This is a genomic window from Roseburia inulinivorans DSM 16841, assembly GCF_000174195.1.
GTDB lineage: Bacteria > Bacillota > Clostridia > Lachnospirales > Lachnospiraceae > Roseburia > Roseburia inulinivorans.
Window position 1 is genome coordinate 19,841 of the sequence record NZ_ACFY01000086.1, and the last position, 14,987, is coordinate 34,827.

Annotated in this window: 12 protein-coding genes, 1 pseudogene and 1 other annotated feature; of the genes and pseudogenes, 12 read left to right on the plus strand and 1 reads right to left on the minus strand. The window is 42.4% G+C overall.

Going from position 1 to position 14,987, the window contains the following annotated elements:
- Nucleotides 1–27: 27 nt before the first annotated feature.
- From ROSEINA2194_RS08630 to ROSEINA2194_RS08640, 3 genes are read left to right on the plus strand one after another with little or no spacing between them, the layout of a single operon-like run.
- Nucleotides 28–1,071, plus strand: a complete 1,044-nt coding sequence (locus tag ROSEINA2194_RS08630; RefSeq protein ID WP_007885758.1) for a galactose ABC transporter substrate-binding protein — start codon at nucleotides 28–30, stop codon at nucleotides 1,069–1,071.
- A complete protein-coding gene (locus ROSEINA2194_RS08635; protein WP_007885759.1) occupies nucleotides 1,043–2,314 on the plus strand; it encodes a glycosyltransferase family protein in 1,272 nt (423 codons plus the stop codon). Before ROSEINA2194_RS08630 ends, ROSEINA2194_RS08635 begins: the two co-directional genes overlap by 29 nt.
- Before the next feature lie 46 nt (nucleotides 2,315–2,360).
- Nucleotides 2,361–3,518, plus strand: a complete 1,158-nt coding sequence (locus ROSEINA2194_RS08640; RefSeq protein ID WP_055300907.1) for a CgeB family protein — start codon at nucleotides 2,361–2,363, stop codon at nucleotides 3,516–3,518.
- A gap of 41 nt (nucleotides 3,519–3,559) precedes the next feature.
- Here the strand turns inward: ROSEINA2194_RS08640 and ROSEINA2194_RS08645 are convergent, their stop codons facing one another.
- Nucleotides 3,560–4,852, minus strand: coding sequence for a hypothetical protein (locus ROSEINA2194_RS08645; protein WP_007885762.1), 1,293 nt, complete (start codon nucleotides 4,850–4,852; stop codon nucleotides 3,560–3,562).
- A gap of 321 nt (nucleotides 4,853–5,173) precedes the next feature.
- Here ROSEINA2194_RS08645 and rpmG point away from each other — a divergent pair, with 321 nt between their 5' ends.
- The 9 genes and pseudogenes from rpmG (at nucleotide 5,174) to rpoB (ending at nucleotide 14,939) form a co-directional block, all read left to right on the plus strand.
- Nucleotides 5,174–5,338, plus strand: a complete 165-nt coding sequence (gene rpmG, locus ROSEINA2194_RS20360; protein ID WP_014078408.1) for a 50S ribosomal protein L33 — start codon at nucleotides 5,174–5,176, stop codon at nucleotides 5,336–5,338.
- Nucleotides 5,339–5,363: 25 nt separating this feature from the next.
- Nucleotides 5,364–5,612 (plus strand): preprotein translocase subunit SecE, encoded by a 249-nt coding sequence (secE, locus tag ROSEINA2194_RS08650; RefSeq protein WP_007885764.1) that lies wholly within the window; start codon nucleotides 5,364–5,366, stop codon nucleotides 5,610–5,612.
- A gap of 18 nt (nucleotides 5,613–5,630) precedes the next feature.
- Nucleotides 5,631–6,149 (plus strand): transcription termination/antitermination protein NusG, encoded by a 519-nt coding sequence (gene nusG / locus ROSEINA2194_RS08655; RefSeq protein ID WP_021923058.1) that lies wholly within the window; start codon nucleotides 5,631–5,633, stop codon nucleotides 6,147–6,149.
- A 48-nt stretch (nucleotides 6,150–6,197) separates the two neighbouring features.
- Entirely contained in the window at nucleotides 6,198–6,623 is a 426-nt protein-coding gene (gene rplK, locus ROSEINA2194_RS08660) for a 50S ribosomal protein L11 (protein ID WP_007885773.1), read from the plus strand.
- Nucleotides 6,624–6,730: 107 nt separating this feature from the next.
- Complete coding sequence (rplA, locus tag ROSEINA2194_RS08665) at nucleotides 6,731–7,426, plus strand: 50S ribosomal protein L1 (protein WP_021923057.1); 696 nt, start codon at nucleotides 6,731–6,733, stop codon at nucleotides 7,424–7,426.
- Between the two features lie 69 nt (nucleotides 7,427–7,495).
- Nucleotides 7,496–7,648, plus strand: a sequence feature (ribosomal protein L10 leader region).
- Between the two features lie 74 nt (nucleotides 7,649–7,722).
- Nucleotides 7,723–8,262 carry a 50S ribosomal protein L10 gene (gene rplJ, locus ROSEINA2194_RS08670; RefSeq protein WP_007885778.1) on the plus strand — a complete coding sequence of 180 codons (540 nt, stop codon included), beginning with the start codon at nucleotides 7,723–7,725 and terminating at the stop codon, nucleotides 8,260–8,262.
- Between the two features lie 91 nt (nucleotides 8,263–8,353).
- Nucleotides 8,354–8,728 carry a 50S ribosomal protein L7/L12 gene (gene rplL / locus ROSEINA2194_RS08675; RefSeq protein ID WP_021923055.1) on the plus strand — a complete coding sequence of 125 codons (375 nt, stop codon included), beginning with the start codon at nucleotides 8,354–8,356 and terminating at the stop codon, nucleotides 8,726–8,728.
- Between the two features lie 186 nt (nucleotides 8,729–8,914).
- Nucleotides 8,915–10,753 (plus strand): methyl-accepting chemotaxis protein, encoded by a 1,839-nt coding sequence (locus ROSEINA2194_RS08680; protein WP_007885782.1) that lies wholly within the window; start codon nucleotides 8,915–8,917, stop codon nucleotides 10,751–10,753.
- Between the two features lie 321 nt (nucleotides 10,754–11,074).
- Nucleotides 11,075–14,939, plus strand: a pseudogene (rpoB, locus tag ROSEINA2194_RS08685) (DNA-directed RNA polymerase subunit beta).
- The last annotated feature ends 48 nt before the right edge of the window (nucleotides 14,940–14,987 follow it).

Consider the following 14,987-nt stretch of genomic DNA (forward strand, 5'->3'; position numbering starts at 1 on the left):
ACAGGAAGAAGGAGAGAAAGGTACAGCATGAGAAGTGCAAAACAGAGAATTTCAAGTGCGTTGATTCTGGCAGTGGGCGCATCAATGCTTATGGGATGTGAACTGCCAGAGAGAAATACACAGGTGAAAAGTATCAAGATCGGTGTGACACTCTATGACCAGTATGATGCGTTTCTTTCTGAGCTGATGGAAGATTTTAACACCTATGCAGCAGCGAAGGAAGAGGAGACAGGAATCGCCATTAATGTGGAAGTCTATAATGCGTCACAGAGTCAGACGACACAGAACAATCAGGTGGAAGCTATGGCACAGGATGGATGCGACATTATCTGTGTGAACTTAGTGGATCGTACAGATCCTACAACGGTCATTGATCTCGCAGAGAAAAATGATATCCCTGTCATTTTCTTCAACCGTGAGCTGGTGGAAGAGGATTTAGAGCGCTGGGATAAACTGTATTATGTGGGGGCGAAGGCATTTGAATCTGGAATGATGGAAGGACAGATTGCCGCAGCGGCTTTTTTACAGGATCCATCGGTCGACAGAAATCAGGATGGAGTCTACCAGTATGTTGTGCTTGAGGGGGAGCCGGGGCATCAGGATGCAATAGTCCGCACGGAATACTCGGTGAATACGATTGTTTCCAGCGGGATTGAGGTGGAAAAACTGGGTTATGCCATTGCTAACTGGAACCGTGCACAGGCACAGAATAAAATGACACAGCTTTTGAGCCAGAATGGCAATAAAATAGAGTTAGTGATCGCAAACAATGACGATATGGCAGTGGGGGCGATCGATGCATTGAAGGCCTCAGACCTAAGCCGGGAGGAATGGCCGGTAGTAGTCGGAATTGACGGCACCAATGTTGGACTTGAGGCAGTGAAGAATGGCGAGATGGTCGGTACCGTCTATAATGACAAAGAAGGACAGGCAAAGGGGATGTTGGAACTTTCTTTTGCACTTGCCACGGGCGGAAATCTGGAGGATCTGAATCTGGAGGATGGAAAATACATAAGAATGCCTTATGCAAAAGTCGGACCGGATGATGTGGATGAATATTTGGACAGATAACGTTTCTGGCAGACAGGAAATGAATGGGAGCAAAGATTTGAAGACAATCATTTATTTTAAAGGTGTCTATGACACGCTTGATTTATTTACAGATCATTTGATCGAGGCATTTGAATCCATGGGATATGGGACATTTGTGTATCACACTGCAAATGAGGAAGTGAGCAAAAAGATGCTGCTCCGCCTTCTGGATGAATCACAGGAATTTGCAGTAGTGACATTTAATAACCTCGGATACAATCTTTCTTTTGAACAGTCTGAAGCAGCGGAGGACGAAGAGAAAAAACCGGAAGAACATAATATATGGAATTATTTTCATATCCCATATATTGACATTCTCATGGATCATCCGTTTCATTATGAGAAACCGCTTTGCAATATGCCGGAAACAGCAGTGATCCTCTGCACAGACCGCAATCATGAGAAATATATCCGGCGTTTTTTCAAAAACATCCATCAGACAGATTTCCTTCCACATGCAGGAGTGGAGCTGGGACATAAGCATAAACCTCTGAATGACCGCAATATCGATGTGCTGTATGCAGGGGCACTTCCAATCTATACGGTCGCAAAGATGATCCCGGATCTTCATTCCATCCCAGAAGTCGACGGTGAGCATATGATGCAGTCGGTGTTGGGCGAACTGGTGCAGCACCCGGAACAGACGACAGAACAGGCGATAGAAGCATATGTAAAGTCAGTGCGTGGAGATATATCCGATGAGCGTTTACAGGAGATCATTGTAAAAATGCGGTTTCTGGATTCCTACGCGACTTCTTTTTTTCGGGAGCAGGCGGTGCGTATCCTTGTGGAGAGCGGCATTCATGTGACCGCGTATGGTGTTGGCTGGGATCAGTGCGAATGGAGTGATAATCCGTATCTGACATATGGGGGTAAGGTGCTTGCACCGCAGATTCTTCCTCTTATGAACGACTCCAAGATCGTGTTAAATACCATGACCTGGTTTAAAGCAGGTGCGCACGACCGTATTTTTAATGGTATGCTTGCAGGTGCGGCGGTAGTGACAGATGATTCCACTTACCTGCGTAGAACCTTTACGGATGGAAAAGAACTTGTGATGTTTTCATTAAAGGAATTGCAGACACTGCCGGAACGGGTATTTGACTTGTTTGGCCACAGCTCCCACATGCAGGAGCTGGCAGACTGTGGATATCGCGCCGCAAAAGAGGGACATACGTGGAAAAACAGGGCGGAGTATATCCGCGAGTGCTATTTAGACTGAAAAAATGCATTCATGCAATAGAGTAAAAATGGAGGAGCGGAGACGAATGCACATTTTAATGTATCGTTGGAAGGCATACAATTACCGGGATATTGAACAGACATTCCGCCTGTTGGGGCATACGGTGGACAATATAGAGCAGGAACTTGGGAATTATGACATTGATCCTGAGTTTGAGGCGGAAATCGAAGCGCTGATGGAAAAAAATCATTATGATATGGTGTTTACGGTCAATTATTTTGCGCTGATTTCAAATACCTGCCAGAAAATGGGTGTGAAATATGTGTCATGGACGTGTGACAATCCACTGATCAGCATGTATCATGTCTCTGTTTTTAACGACTGCAACTACATTTTTACATTTGATAAAACAAACTATCTGGAATTTAAAGAGATGGGAGTAAAACATATCTGGTATCTTCCACTTGCAGTGGATGCTGACCGGATCGACACGATTTTACAGAAATCAGAGGACAGCATAAAATACAGCGGTGACATTGCATTCGTGGGAAGCCTTTATGAGAGGAATTCCTACGACAGGATCAAGCCTACGCTGCCGGAATATCTGAGGGGCTACTTTGATGCGGTGATGGAGGCACAGCTTAACATCAGTGGTGCAAATATCGTGGAACCAATGCTCACAACGGATATTTTAGAACAACTGCAACAGCATTTTTCGCTGGAAAAGTCGGAGGGTTCTTTCTCAGACCTCGGACTGATCTTTCAGACGACGGTGCTTGGGTTTAAAATCGCAGAGATTGAGAGACGGCGCGCGCTGATCGAACTGTCAAAACATTTCCGTGTGAATGTGTACAGTAACAGTAATGTCTCAGACCTTGTGCGGGTGCAGTACTGTGGTTCTGTCGATTATTGGAGCGAGATGCCAAAAGTGTTCCGCGAGTCGAAAATTAACCTGAACTTCACGATCCCCAATATTAAAAGCGGGATTCCGCTTCGCATGTGGGATGTACTGGGGGCAGGAGGATTTCTGATGACGAATTATCAGGCGGAGATCCCTCTTTATTTTAAAGAAGGGGAAGACCTGATATGTTTTGACGGTGTGGAAGATCTGGCGGAGAAAGCCGGCTATTATCTGGAACATGAGAAGGAGCGGAGGGAGATTGCCCATAACGGCTATGAGAAAGTGAAACAACATCATTCTTATGTAAACCGTATAGAGACAATTTTAGAGACGATCGCATAAAAAAGACTGTTGCATGAAAGCTGATTCATGTGACAGTCTTTTTAACAATAGCGGTCTAACATCATTCCGGAGTAGATCGAAGTGATATATGGTGTCGCAAAATTATGTCCGGGGTTCTTGTAGGCTACAATAATTTTGTTCACGTAATTCATCGGGTCAATAGACGCCTCTGCTGCTTTGCTGTTTAATGTGTCCTTAAATTGATTCAGGATCGCAAAATTATCCTGCGCATCTTCTGCAGTTGCGGCATCATACAGAAGACTGCGGTCAATATGCAGATAATTATCGGCGTCTAATTCCAATCCCATCGCTTCTAATTCATGGCGGTAGTCTTTTGCAACACTGCTCATGTCAGAGACGAGCTTATTAGGACGCTGGGCATCAGAATACGAATGACCGATCCTGATCACTTCGTTATAAGCATTGGCGAGTCTGCTGACATTGTCCGCAACGGCATCGGCATCTGTCTTGAAATCGATCGTTGCCGCTGAGCCATCCTTGCTGATTCCGTTTAATGTCAGATTAAACTGGTTATTTACCATAAATGAATTCGAGTAGGAGGAATGTTCTTTCCCATTTAAAACAAAAGAAGAATTCCCGGCTTTCTGCGCGATCTGATTGATTCCTAAAAGCTTCATAGCGTGCATGGAGGAGGGACTTGCATCCGGCAGGATCTGGAACAGATAGTCTTCATCATCTGCAATGCCGGTCTGGCTGGAGGAGAGCACAAGTGCATTATCTCCTTTGCCGTTCTGGACCATGGAGGCATTGATGCCGATTTTCGAGTGGTTGATCAACTGCATCAGTTTTTGCTGGACATCTGCATTGGAATCCTTACGGTCGACAGAAAACTGAAATTCATAAGAATTCGTATTCGTGTTCAGGTCAAAGGAATAAATGCCGGGTGTAAACTGATAACGATCCGGCTGAAGGTAATTTCCACGGTTAATCTGTTCTGCTGCTAACTGCTTTACTGCTATATGAAAGGTAGTTGTATCCGGAGTGTCGTCGTTTCCAATGTATTCTGCGGTTACGACATCTTCGTCCGAAGACTGGGCGATCTTTTTGGAAAAAGCTTTTTCAATGCCCTGGCCGCTGCTTGAAAGTGAAGCTGCGATATGCTGGATGTCTCCGACACTTTCCTTGATATCAATCGCATATTTTTTCGCTTCCCCAAGGTTTTTGATCTTGTACAGAGGGGATTCTTTATTTGTTTTTACAATTTTATTATAGGTGTCACGCAACTGGCTTTTCTTGTGCGTGTCATAGCGCGATACAGTCGAATTGCCATAGGTACTCAGATAGTACTGGTAGGCGCTGTCAATGGCTGCCATAGATGTTCCCCTCCTTTCTTCCTTGAAATCATAATGCAGTACTTTCTTAATATAATAAGAAGTAATTCGTTATGCGGGGATGAAAATCCGTTTCATTAGATTACAGAATATATATCGGTAGTTCTACAAAAAATATTTATCTTTTTTTTACATTATCATTGGGAAAGTGGAAAAAAGCAAGAAAAAAACAAAAAAATTTGTTGACGACAAATATTCTGTGTGCTATATTAGTCTAGCGATGGAAGTAGGTCTTTTTTTTATGCCTTTTTTTAGGTCGGACTTATTTTCGACTAAAAGGTGTAGAAAAACACAAAGAATTTAATGGAGGTGGAAGTTGTGCGCACGAAAATAACACTGGCATGTACAGAATGCAAGAATCGTAATTACAACACGACAAAAGACAAGAAAGCTCATCCAGACAGAATGGAAACCAAAAAGTATTGTAGATTCTGTAAGACTCATACATTACACAAGGAAACCAAATAGTTTAGCTGGGTGAAGGAGTGAGAAAATGGGAGAAACCGAGAAATTAGTAAAAGCTCCGGAAAATGGTCAGCACATGAGCCTGCTGGCGAAAATGTCGAGCTGGTTTACCGGTCTCAAGGCTGAATTCAACAAGATTATTTGGCCAGACAAACAATCACTTGCAAGACAGACAGGAGCCGTTGTTGCGACGTCTGTTGTTTTAGGTCTTGTCATCGCCCTTCTGGATTTTTTGATCCAGTATGGCGTTGATTTCCTTGTAGGTTTAAGTTTTTAATTGGAGGCAAAGGTAATTATGGCAGAAGCACACTGGTATGTAGTTCATACCTACTCAGGATATGAGAATAAGGTAAAAGCCAATATCGACAAGACAATCGAAAACAGACATCTGGAAGATCAGATCTTAGAGGTCCGTGTTCCGATGCAGGACGTTGTTGAGTTGAAGAATGGCGCAAATAAAACCGTATCAAAGAAGATGTTTCCGGGATACGTACTTATCAATATGGTTATGAATGATGACACCTGGTATGTTGTCAGAAATACCCGTGGTGTTACCGGATTCGTTGGTCCGGGAAGCAAGCCGGTACCGCTTACCGATATGGAAATGAAACCATTAGGTATCAAGACTGAGAACGTTGAGGTTGATTTTGCAGAGGGTGACACAGTGACTGTTATCGGCGGCGTCTGGAAGGATACCGTTGGTGTGATCCAGTCCATGAACCACAGCAAGCAGATCGTTACCATCAATGTGGAACTTTTTGGTCGCGAAACACCAGTAGAAATAAGTTTCGCAGATATTAAGCTTATGAAATAAGCAGACTTGTATGACAAGTTCAAAATTTATTAAGGAGGCAATTTTCCAATGGCAAAGAAAGTAGAAGGATACATCAAATTGCAGATTCCTGCGGGCAAGGCTACACCTGCTCCTCCAGTTGGACCTGCACTTGGACAGCACGGCGTTAACATCGTTGAATTTACAAAACAGTTCAACGCAAGAACAGCCGATCAGGGAGATTTAATCATTCCTGTAGTTATTACAGTATACGCAGACAGAAGCTTCAGCTTCGTTACAAAGACACCACCTGCTCCTGTATTAATTAAGAAAGCCTGCAACATCAAATCTGGTTCTGCTACACCGAACAAGGCAAAAGTTGCTACACTTTCCAAAGCAAAATTACAGGAAATCGCAGAATTAAAAATGCCAGACTTAAATGCAGCATCTCTTGAGGCAGCTATGAGCATGATCGCAGGAACTGCAAGAAGTATGGGTGTTACTGTAGAAGAATAAGATTTTACAGTACAGGCCGGACGGTTTAACCACACCGGCAGATAGTCACTATGAACGATTATGTGGGAGGGACCTCTCCCGATAATACCACCAGGAGGTTTTTTAGAATGAAAAGAGGAAAGAAATATCAGGACGCTGTTAAGAATTTCGACAAAGCAGCTCAGTACGATGTTGCTGAAGCAATCAGCTTAGTAAAGAAAAACGCAACAGCTAAATTTGATGAGACAATCGAACTTCACATCAGAACAGGTTGTGATGGACGTCATGCAGAACAGCAGATCCGTGGTGCGGTTGTATTACCACACGGAACAGGAAAAACTGTTAAAGTATTAGTATTCGCAAAGGGTACTAAATTAGATGAAGCACAGGCAGCTGGAGCTGACTACGTTGGTGGAGAGGAATTAATTCCAAAGATCCAGAACGAAGGATGGTTAGATTTCGACGTTGTTGTTGCTACACCTGATATGATGGGTGTTGTTGGACGTTTAGGACGTGTATTAGGACCTAAAGGTTTAATGCCAAACCCAAAAGCTGGAACAGTTACTATGGACGTTACAAAAGCTGTTAACGACATCAAAGCTGGTAAGATTGAATACAGATTGGACAAAACAAACATTATCCACGTGCCAGTTGGAAAAGCTTCTTTTACAGAAGAACAGTTAAGCGACAACTTCCAGACCCTTATGGGAGCTATCAACAAAGCTAAGCCTTCAAGCTTAAAAGGTCAGTACATTAAGAGTGCAACAATCACTTCTACAATGGGACCTGGTGTAAAATTAAACGTAGTTAAGATTGCTCAGTAATCAGAATTATTTTTAATTTTTGTTGACAACCCCAATATACAATGTTATAATGCACAAGGCGTTGTGAGAACAGCGTCTTGCATATTGCCGAAGACAGTAGGTGCCTGACAGGCGTAACACTAGACCTACCGAGGAGATCTTATAGATGAATTTCATCTATAGCAGAATCATTTATGATTTTATACCTCTCTGTCTTTGACAGAGAGGTTTTTTAGTGATAAACCTCAACGTCTTTTATGCAGTCATGCAGTGGTTTTTGATCACTGCCCAAAATAATAAAAGGAGGTGCACGATTCGTGGCAAAAGTAGAACTTAAACAGCCTATCGTACAGGAAATTTCTGAAAACATCAAAGATGCACAGTCAGTAGTAGTTGTTGACTACCGTGGACTTACTGTTGCAGAAGATACTCAGTTACGTAAAGCATTAAGAGAAGCTGGTGTTTCTTACAAAGTTTATAAGAATACATTAGTTAACCGTGCTATTGCAGGAACTGAATTCGAAAGCTTAAAAGAGTCTCTTGAAGGACCAAGCGCATTCGCTATTTCTAAAGACGATGCAACAGCTCCAGCAAGAATCCTGGCAAAATTTGCAAAGACAGCTCCAGCTCTTGAAATCAAAGCCGGTGTTGTAGAAGGAACTTTCTACGATGCAAATGGTATGAAAGCTATCGCAAATGTACCATCAAGAGAAGAACTTCTTTCCAAATTACTTGGAAGCTTACAGTCTCCTATCACCAACCTTGCTCGTGTTCTTAACCAGATCGCAGAGAACGGTGGTGCAGTAGCTACAGAAGCTGCTCCGGCAGAAGAAGCAGCAGCTCCAGCTGAGGCTTAATCAGCAAACAGAGATCCTGTCAGACAGGAATGAAATCAAGAATCACCGGTAACAGCCGGTCAATAATTAAATTTTAATGGAGGAAATTAAAATGGCAAAATTAACAACAGCAGAATTTATTGAAGCTATCAAAGAGTTAAGCGTATTAGAATTAAATGATTTAGTAAAAGCTTGTGAAGAAGAATTTGGCGTATCTGCAGCAGCAGGCGTTGTAGTAGCAGCAGCAGGCGGAGAAGCAGCAGCAGCTGAAGAGAAAACAGAGTTCGACGTAGAGTTAACAGAAGTTGGACCAAACAAAGTTAAAGTTATCAAAGTTGTTCGTGAAGCAACAGGATTAGGATTAAAAGAAGCTAAGGACTTAGTTGATGGAGCTCCTAAGATCCTTAAAGAAGCAGCTGACAAAGCTACAGCTGATGATATCAAAGCTAAACTTGAAGCTGAAGGCGCTAAAGTTACTCTTAAATAATTTCATTATTTTTGAAAAAACAGCTATTTTAAAGCCATGGTGTGTGCACCATGGCTTTTTTTTGCGCACATGCAATTATATGTCGCTTTTTGACATTTGTTGGTAAAAATGATGAATAACCATTGCTTTCACTGAAAAAAGAATGTACAATAGTGATAATACGAAAATAGAAAAGGTGCGAACCACATGAAGAACAAAACGCAGAAAAACGAAATGAAAACGATAATTCCAAAACAGAAAAAACAGCGGTCAGTGAAAAAGGAGAAAAGCGCAGTGACAAAGAAAACTGCTAAAAAAACCAGAAACAGCAGCATGGCAGTCAAACTGGTGGCAATTCTTGTACTGATGGTAGCTGTGACCATGGTATCAAATGTGATTAACTATGATGCAATGGTGAAGATGAACCATTCAATCAAAGATGTCACAGACAGCAAAGTGCCGGATCTGCAGAATGCTTACAACATACAGTATAGTCTTGAAGCAGTACAGAAGGATTTCTATCGTTATCTTGCGACAACAAAAGGTGAGACAAGCCATACAGAAGCCAGAAATGATTATGCAGCGGATCGGGAGGCTGTGGCTGATCTTGTGCAACAGATGTATGATGCCACAGAGGGTGACGGACAGAAACAGATTATGCAGAAAATCTATGATGGTGTGAACAATGTTCTGGAACGTATGGACAATGCCATGGAAAAATACGACGATGGAAAGACTGGAAAAGTTTCCATCGAAGTCAATGTGATCCGTGTCTGCATGGAAGAGGTGAATACTTATATTACCGGAATCCAGCAGAAGAGTGTGAATGAGATGGATGAGGCAACAGCCCAGTCACATGCTACCTATCAGGCAGTTTCCAAGGTGTGCGTTGGAATGGCTGCGGTATCTATTCTTGTTGGAATAGCTGGAATTCTTGTTATTCTGATCGGCGTTGTGAAACCAATGCGCGCAGCAACCAGCGATCTCATGAAGATGATCACTGAGATCGATGGGGGAAGTGGTAATCTTACTGCACATCTGAAGGTCAGAGGCAATGATGAGATCGGACAGATGGTTCGTGGATTCAACCAGTTTATAGATGTATTGAGAAATCTGATCGAGAAGATAAAAAAAGGTTCCGGAGAACTCGAACATACAGCTGCGAGCGTTGACAACGGAATCCGTGCAGCGGGCGATAAGATCACAGGCACATCTGCGACGATGGAACAGCTGGCAGCCAGCATGGAGGAAGTATCCGCAACCGTTATTAATATTACTGAGAACATTGAGAGTATCCGAAAAGATATCACAGTTATGGCGGATAAGACGGGAGAGGGACTTGAACGTGTGGACAGTATCCGCCAGAAGGCAGAGGGTATGAAGGCAGATGCAACTGCAAGCCAGGTGTCAGCATCCGATATGGTGGCGCGTATTTCAGGAGAACTCTCCACTGCGATTGAACAGAGCAAACAGGTGGAAGAGATCAATAAGCTTACAGATGAGATCTTGTCAATTTCTTCACAGACAAATCTTCTTGCATTGAATGCTTCCATTGAAGCAGCAAGAGCCGGGGAAGCCGGAAAAGGCTTTGCGGTCGTTGCAGATGAGATTCGGAAGCTTGCGGATGAAAGCAGAAATACAGCTAATGGAATTCAGAATATCAGTAAGATGGTAACAGAATCGGTAGAAAACTTAGCTGGAAATGCGGGCAAGATGCTTGATTTTGTAAATCAGGATGTATTGAATGACTACAAGGGAATGGTTGAATCCGGTGAGACTTACAATGAGGATGCCGTACAGATGAATGAGATGATGCAGGATCTTCAGAATGTAGCAGAGAATCTCCGCCGGGCTGCAAATGAAATTTCGGAGGCTGCAGATGGCGTGTCCAATGCAGTGAACCAGAGTGCAGCGGGCGTGTCCAATGCGGCAGAGTACACTTCTGAACTTGCGGGCCATATGACCGGAATCAATGAATCTGTTGAGAAGAATGTGAACATCGCAGAATCATTGAAGAATGAAGTTGCAGGATTCCAGTGTGAATAAATGATAGCGACTGCAGCTTTGAAATAATACATAAGACAAAATAGAAATATAAAACACTATATATAGAAGAAACAGATACACAATATACTACGGATAGGTATCTGTTTCTTCTTTTTTATAAATACTAATAAATTTATTAGAAAAAATGAAATTTATCTTGACGATTTTGCTTGACTTGATATATAATATACGTTGCACTATTGTGGTGCAGTAGGCTTATAGCCATAAGATGTGAGTGTTCACATACCGCATATATAGGCGGTAGATGCAATACAACAGGCAATTTGTTTGTTGAGAATAAAAACGAGAGGTGAAACGTCAATGGAGAAAAACAGAATACGTCCGGTGAAAGCCGGAAAAGGCATGCGTATGAGTTACTCAAGACAGAAAGAGGTATTGGAAATGCCAAACCTTATAGAAGTTCAGAAAGACTCCTATAAGTGGTTTTTGGACGAAGGCTTAAAAGAAGTTTTCGACGATATCTCTCCGATTGCAGATTATAGCGGTCATCTGAGTCTGGAATTTGTAGATTTTACATTATGCGAAGATGATGTAAAGTACACAATCCCTGAGTGCAAAGAAAGAGACGCAACATATGCAGCACCTTTAAAGGTAAAGGTAAGACTTCACAACAAAGAAACTGATGAAATCAACGAGCATGAAATTTTCATGGGCGACCTTCCTTTGATGACTGAAACTGGAACTTTCGTAATCAATGGTGCAGAGCGAGTAATCGTCAGCCAGCTGGTTCGTTCCCCTGGTATCTATTATGGTATCTCTCACGATAAAGTGGGTAAACAATTGTATTCTTGTACTGTAATTCCAAACCGTGGAGCTTGGTTAGAGTATGAAACAGACTCCAATGACGTATTTTACGTTCGTGTAGATAGAACCAGAAAAGTGCCGATCACAGTATTGATCCGTGCGCTTGGTGTTGGAAGCAACCAGGAAATCATTGATTTATTTGGTGAGGAACCTAAGATCGTTGCAAGTTTTGGCAAGGATGTTGCTACAAATTACGAAGAAGGACTTCTTGAATTATATAAGAAAATCAGACCAGGCGAGCCGCTTTCAGTAGAAAGTGCGGAGAGCCTTATTAATGCTATGTTCTTTGACCCAAGAAGATATGATCTTGCAAAGGTAGGACGTTATAAGTTCAATAAGAAGTTAGCATTAAAGAACCGTATCAACGGACATGTTCTTGCAGAAGATGTTGTTGATGTGACAACTGGTGAGATCATCGCAGAAGCAGGTACAGAAGTAACCCGTTCTTTAGCTGATGATATCCAGAATGCAGCAGTTCCATATGTATGGATTCAGACTGAGACAAGAAACGTAAAAGTTCTTTCTTCTATGATGGTAGATTTAAGACATTACGTTGACTGCGATCCAAAGGAACTTGGCATTACAGAATTAGTTTACTACCCGATTCTTGCACAGTTAATGGAAGAAAATCCGGATGTGGAAGATTTAAAAGAAGCAATTAAGAAAAATGTACATGATCTGATTCCAAAGCATATTACAAAAGATGATATCTTCGCATCCATTAATTATAATATGCATTTAGAGTATGGTATTGGTCATGATGATGATATCGACCATTTGGGCAACAGACGTATCCGTGCGGTTGGCGAATTATTACAGAACCAGTACAGAATCGGACTTTCCAGATTAGAGAGAGTTGTCCGTGAAAGAATGACGACACTTGACCTGGATGGTATTTCTCCACAGAGTTTAATTAACATCAAACCGGTAACTGCAGCAGTGAAAGAGTTCTTCGGTTCTTCCCAGCTGTCTCAGTTCATGGATCAGAACAACCCTCTTGGTGAGCTGACTCACAAGAGACGTTTATCTGCATTGGGACCTGGTGGTTTGTCCAGAGACCGTGCCGGATTCGAGGTTCGAGACGTTCATTATTCTCACTATGGACGTATGTGTCCAATTGAGACGCCTGAAGGTCCTAACATCGGTCTGATCAACTCACTGGCAAGTTATGCGCGTATTAATGAGTATGGTTTCATTGAAGCTCCATACCGTAAGATTGATAAATCAGATCCAAAGAATCCTCGTGTCACAGATGAAGTAGTCTACATGACAGCGGATGAAGAGGATAATTACCATGTAGCACAGGCGAACGAGGCACTTGATGCAGAGGGACATTTTGTTCGTAATTCTGTATCTGGTCGTTATCTGGATGAGACACAGGAATATGAGAAGACCATGTTTGATTACATGGACGTATCTCCTAAGATGGTATTCTCTGTTGCGACTGCATTAATTCCGTTCTTACAGAACGATGATGCGAACCGTGCGCTGATGGGATCAAACATGCAGCGTCAGGCAGTACCTCTTCTTACAACAGAAGCTCCTGTTGTTGGTACAGGTATGGAGACAAAAGCGGCCGTTGACTCAGGTGTCTGCGTTGTTGCAAAAAAAGCAGGTACAATTGAAAGCTCTGAGTCCAATCAGATCATTGTAAAAAATGATGATGGAACAAGAGATGTATACAAACTTACAAAGTTTTCAAGAAGTAACCAGTCAAACTGCTACAATCAGAGACCAATCGTATTCAAGGGTGACCATGTAGAGGTTGGTGAGGTTATCGCAGACGGACCATCTACTTCTAACGGAGAACTTGGACTTGGTAAGAACCCATTGATCGGATTTATGACCTGGGAAGGTTATAACTACGAGGATGCTGTTCTTTTAAGTGAGAGACTTGTACAGGATGATGTTTATACATCCATCCATATTGAAGAATATGAAGCAGAAGCACGTGACACCAAATTAGGACCGGAGGAGATTACTCGTGACGTTCCAGGTGTCGGTGATGATGCATTAAAAGACCTTGATGAAAGAGGTATTATCCGTATCGGTGCAGAGGTTCGTGCCGGTGATATCTTAGTCGGAAAAGTTACTCCTAAGGGAGAGACAGAACTGACAGCAGAAGAGAGACTTCTCCGTGCAATTTTTGGTGAGAAGGCAAGAGAAGTACGTGATACTTCCTTAAAAAGTTCCTCACGGCGAATATGGTATCGTTGTGGAAGCCAAAGTATTTACAAGAGAAAACGGAGATGAGTTATCTCCAGGAGTAAACCAGGCAGTCCGCATTTACATTGCACAGAAGAGAAAAATCTCTGTCGGTGATAAGATGGCCGGCCGTCATGGTAACAAGGGTGTCGTTTCCCGTGTATTACCTGTAGAAGATATGCCATTCCTTCCAAATGGTCGTCCTCTTGATATCGTATTGAATCCATTAGGTGTACCTTCCCGTATGAATATCGGTCAGGTCCTTGAGATTCACCTGAGTCTTGCTGCAAAAGCATTGGGATTCAATATTGCAACACCGGTATTTGATGGTGCAAAGGAAATTGATATCCAGGATACACTGGAATTGGCTAATGATTATGTAAACTTCGAATGGGAAGATTTTGAAGCAAAATACAAAGATGTACTTGGCGAAGAAGTTATGAAGTACTTATGGGACAACAGAGACCACAGAGCACTGTGGAAAGGTGTTCCAATTTCCCGTGATGGAAAAGTTCAGCTGCGTGATGGACGTACCGGAGAACCATTTGATTCACCTGTAACAATCGGACACATGCATTACCTGAAACTGCACCACCTGGTAGATGATAAGATCCATGCACGTTCTACTGGTCCTTACTCTTTAGTTACCCAGCAGCCACTTGGTGGTAAAGCGCAGTTCGGTGGACAGCGTTTCGGTGAGATGGAGGTTTGGGCACTGGAAGCTTACGGTGCAGCATATACCTTACAGGAAATCCTTACAGTGAAGTCTGATGACGTTGTAGGACGTGTTAAGACTTATGAGGCAATTATCAAAGGTGATAATATTCCTGAACCGGGAATTCCAGAATCATTCAAGGTATTACTGAAAGAGTTACAGTCCTTAGGACTTGATGTCACAGTATTAGATGACGAAGGAAATGAAGTTGAATTAATGGAAACAAGTGAGTACGGTAACACCGACCTGAACTCCATTATTTCAGGCGATAAAGATTTCGCTTTTGAAGACAGTGAATCATTCTCCAAGATGGGATTCACAAAGAAAGAATTTGATTCTGAAAACGAAGAACTTGTTGACGTAGAAGAAGAGGAAGACACCGATGCAGATGATGACTCTGATTTTTACGATGATATGCCGGAAGACAATTTCGAAGAGTAAATAATCAATAAGCATTTAAGGTCTGTGCATCCGCACAGACCGATAAAG

Excerpts from the sequence above, each read along its gene's own strand:
- rpmG (WP_014078408.1), top strand. The coding sequence starts at position 5,174 with ATGGAGGTGGAAGTTGTGCGCACGAAAATAACACTGGCATGTACAGAA.
- ROSEINA2194_RS08645 (WP_007885762.1), bottom strand. The coding sequence starts at position 4,852 with ATGGCAGCCATTGACAGCGCCTACCAGTACTATCTGAGTACCTATGGC.
- nusG (WP_021923058.1), top strand. The coding sequence starts at position 5,631 with ATGGCAGAAGCACACTGGTATGTAGTTCATACCTACTCAGGATATGAG.
- ROSEINA2194_RS08640 (WP_055300907.1), top strand. The coding sequence starts at position 2,361 with ATGCACATTTTAATGTATCGTTGGAAGGCATACAATTACCGGGATATT.
- rplK (WP_007885773.1), top strand. The coding sequence starts at position 6,198 with ATGGCAAAGAAAGTAGAAGGATACATCAAATTGCAGATTCCTGCGGGC.
- ROSEINA2194_RS08635 (WP_007885759.1), top strand. The coding sequence starts at position 1,043 with ATGATGTGGATGAATATTTGGACAGATAACGTTTCTGGCAGACAGGAA.
- rplA (WP_021923057.1), top strand. The coding sequence starts at position 6,731 with ATGAAAAGAGGAAAGAAATATCAGGACGCTGTTAAGAATTTCGACAAA.
- rplL (WP_021923055.1), top strand. The coding sequence starts at position 8,354 with ATGGCAAAATTAACAACAGCAGAATTTATTGAAGCTATCAAAGAGTTA.
- ROSEINA2194_RS08630 (WP_007885758.1), top strand. The coding sequence starts at position 28 with ATGAGAAGTGCAAAACAGAGAATTTCAAGTGCGTTGATTCTGGCAGTG.
- secE (WP_007885764.1), top strand. The coding sequence starts at position 5,364 with ATGGGAGAAACCGAGAAATTAGTAAAAGCTCCGGAAAATGGTCAGCAC.
- ROSEINA2194_RS08680 (WP_007885782.1), top strand. The coding sequence starts at position 8,915 with ATGAAGAACAAAACGCAGAAAAACGAAATGAAAACGATAATTCCAAAA.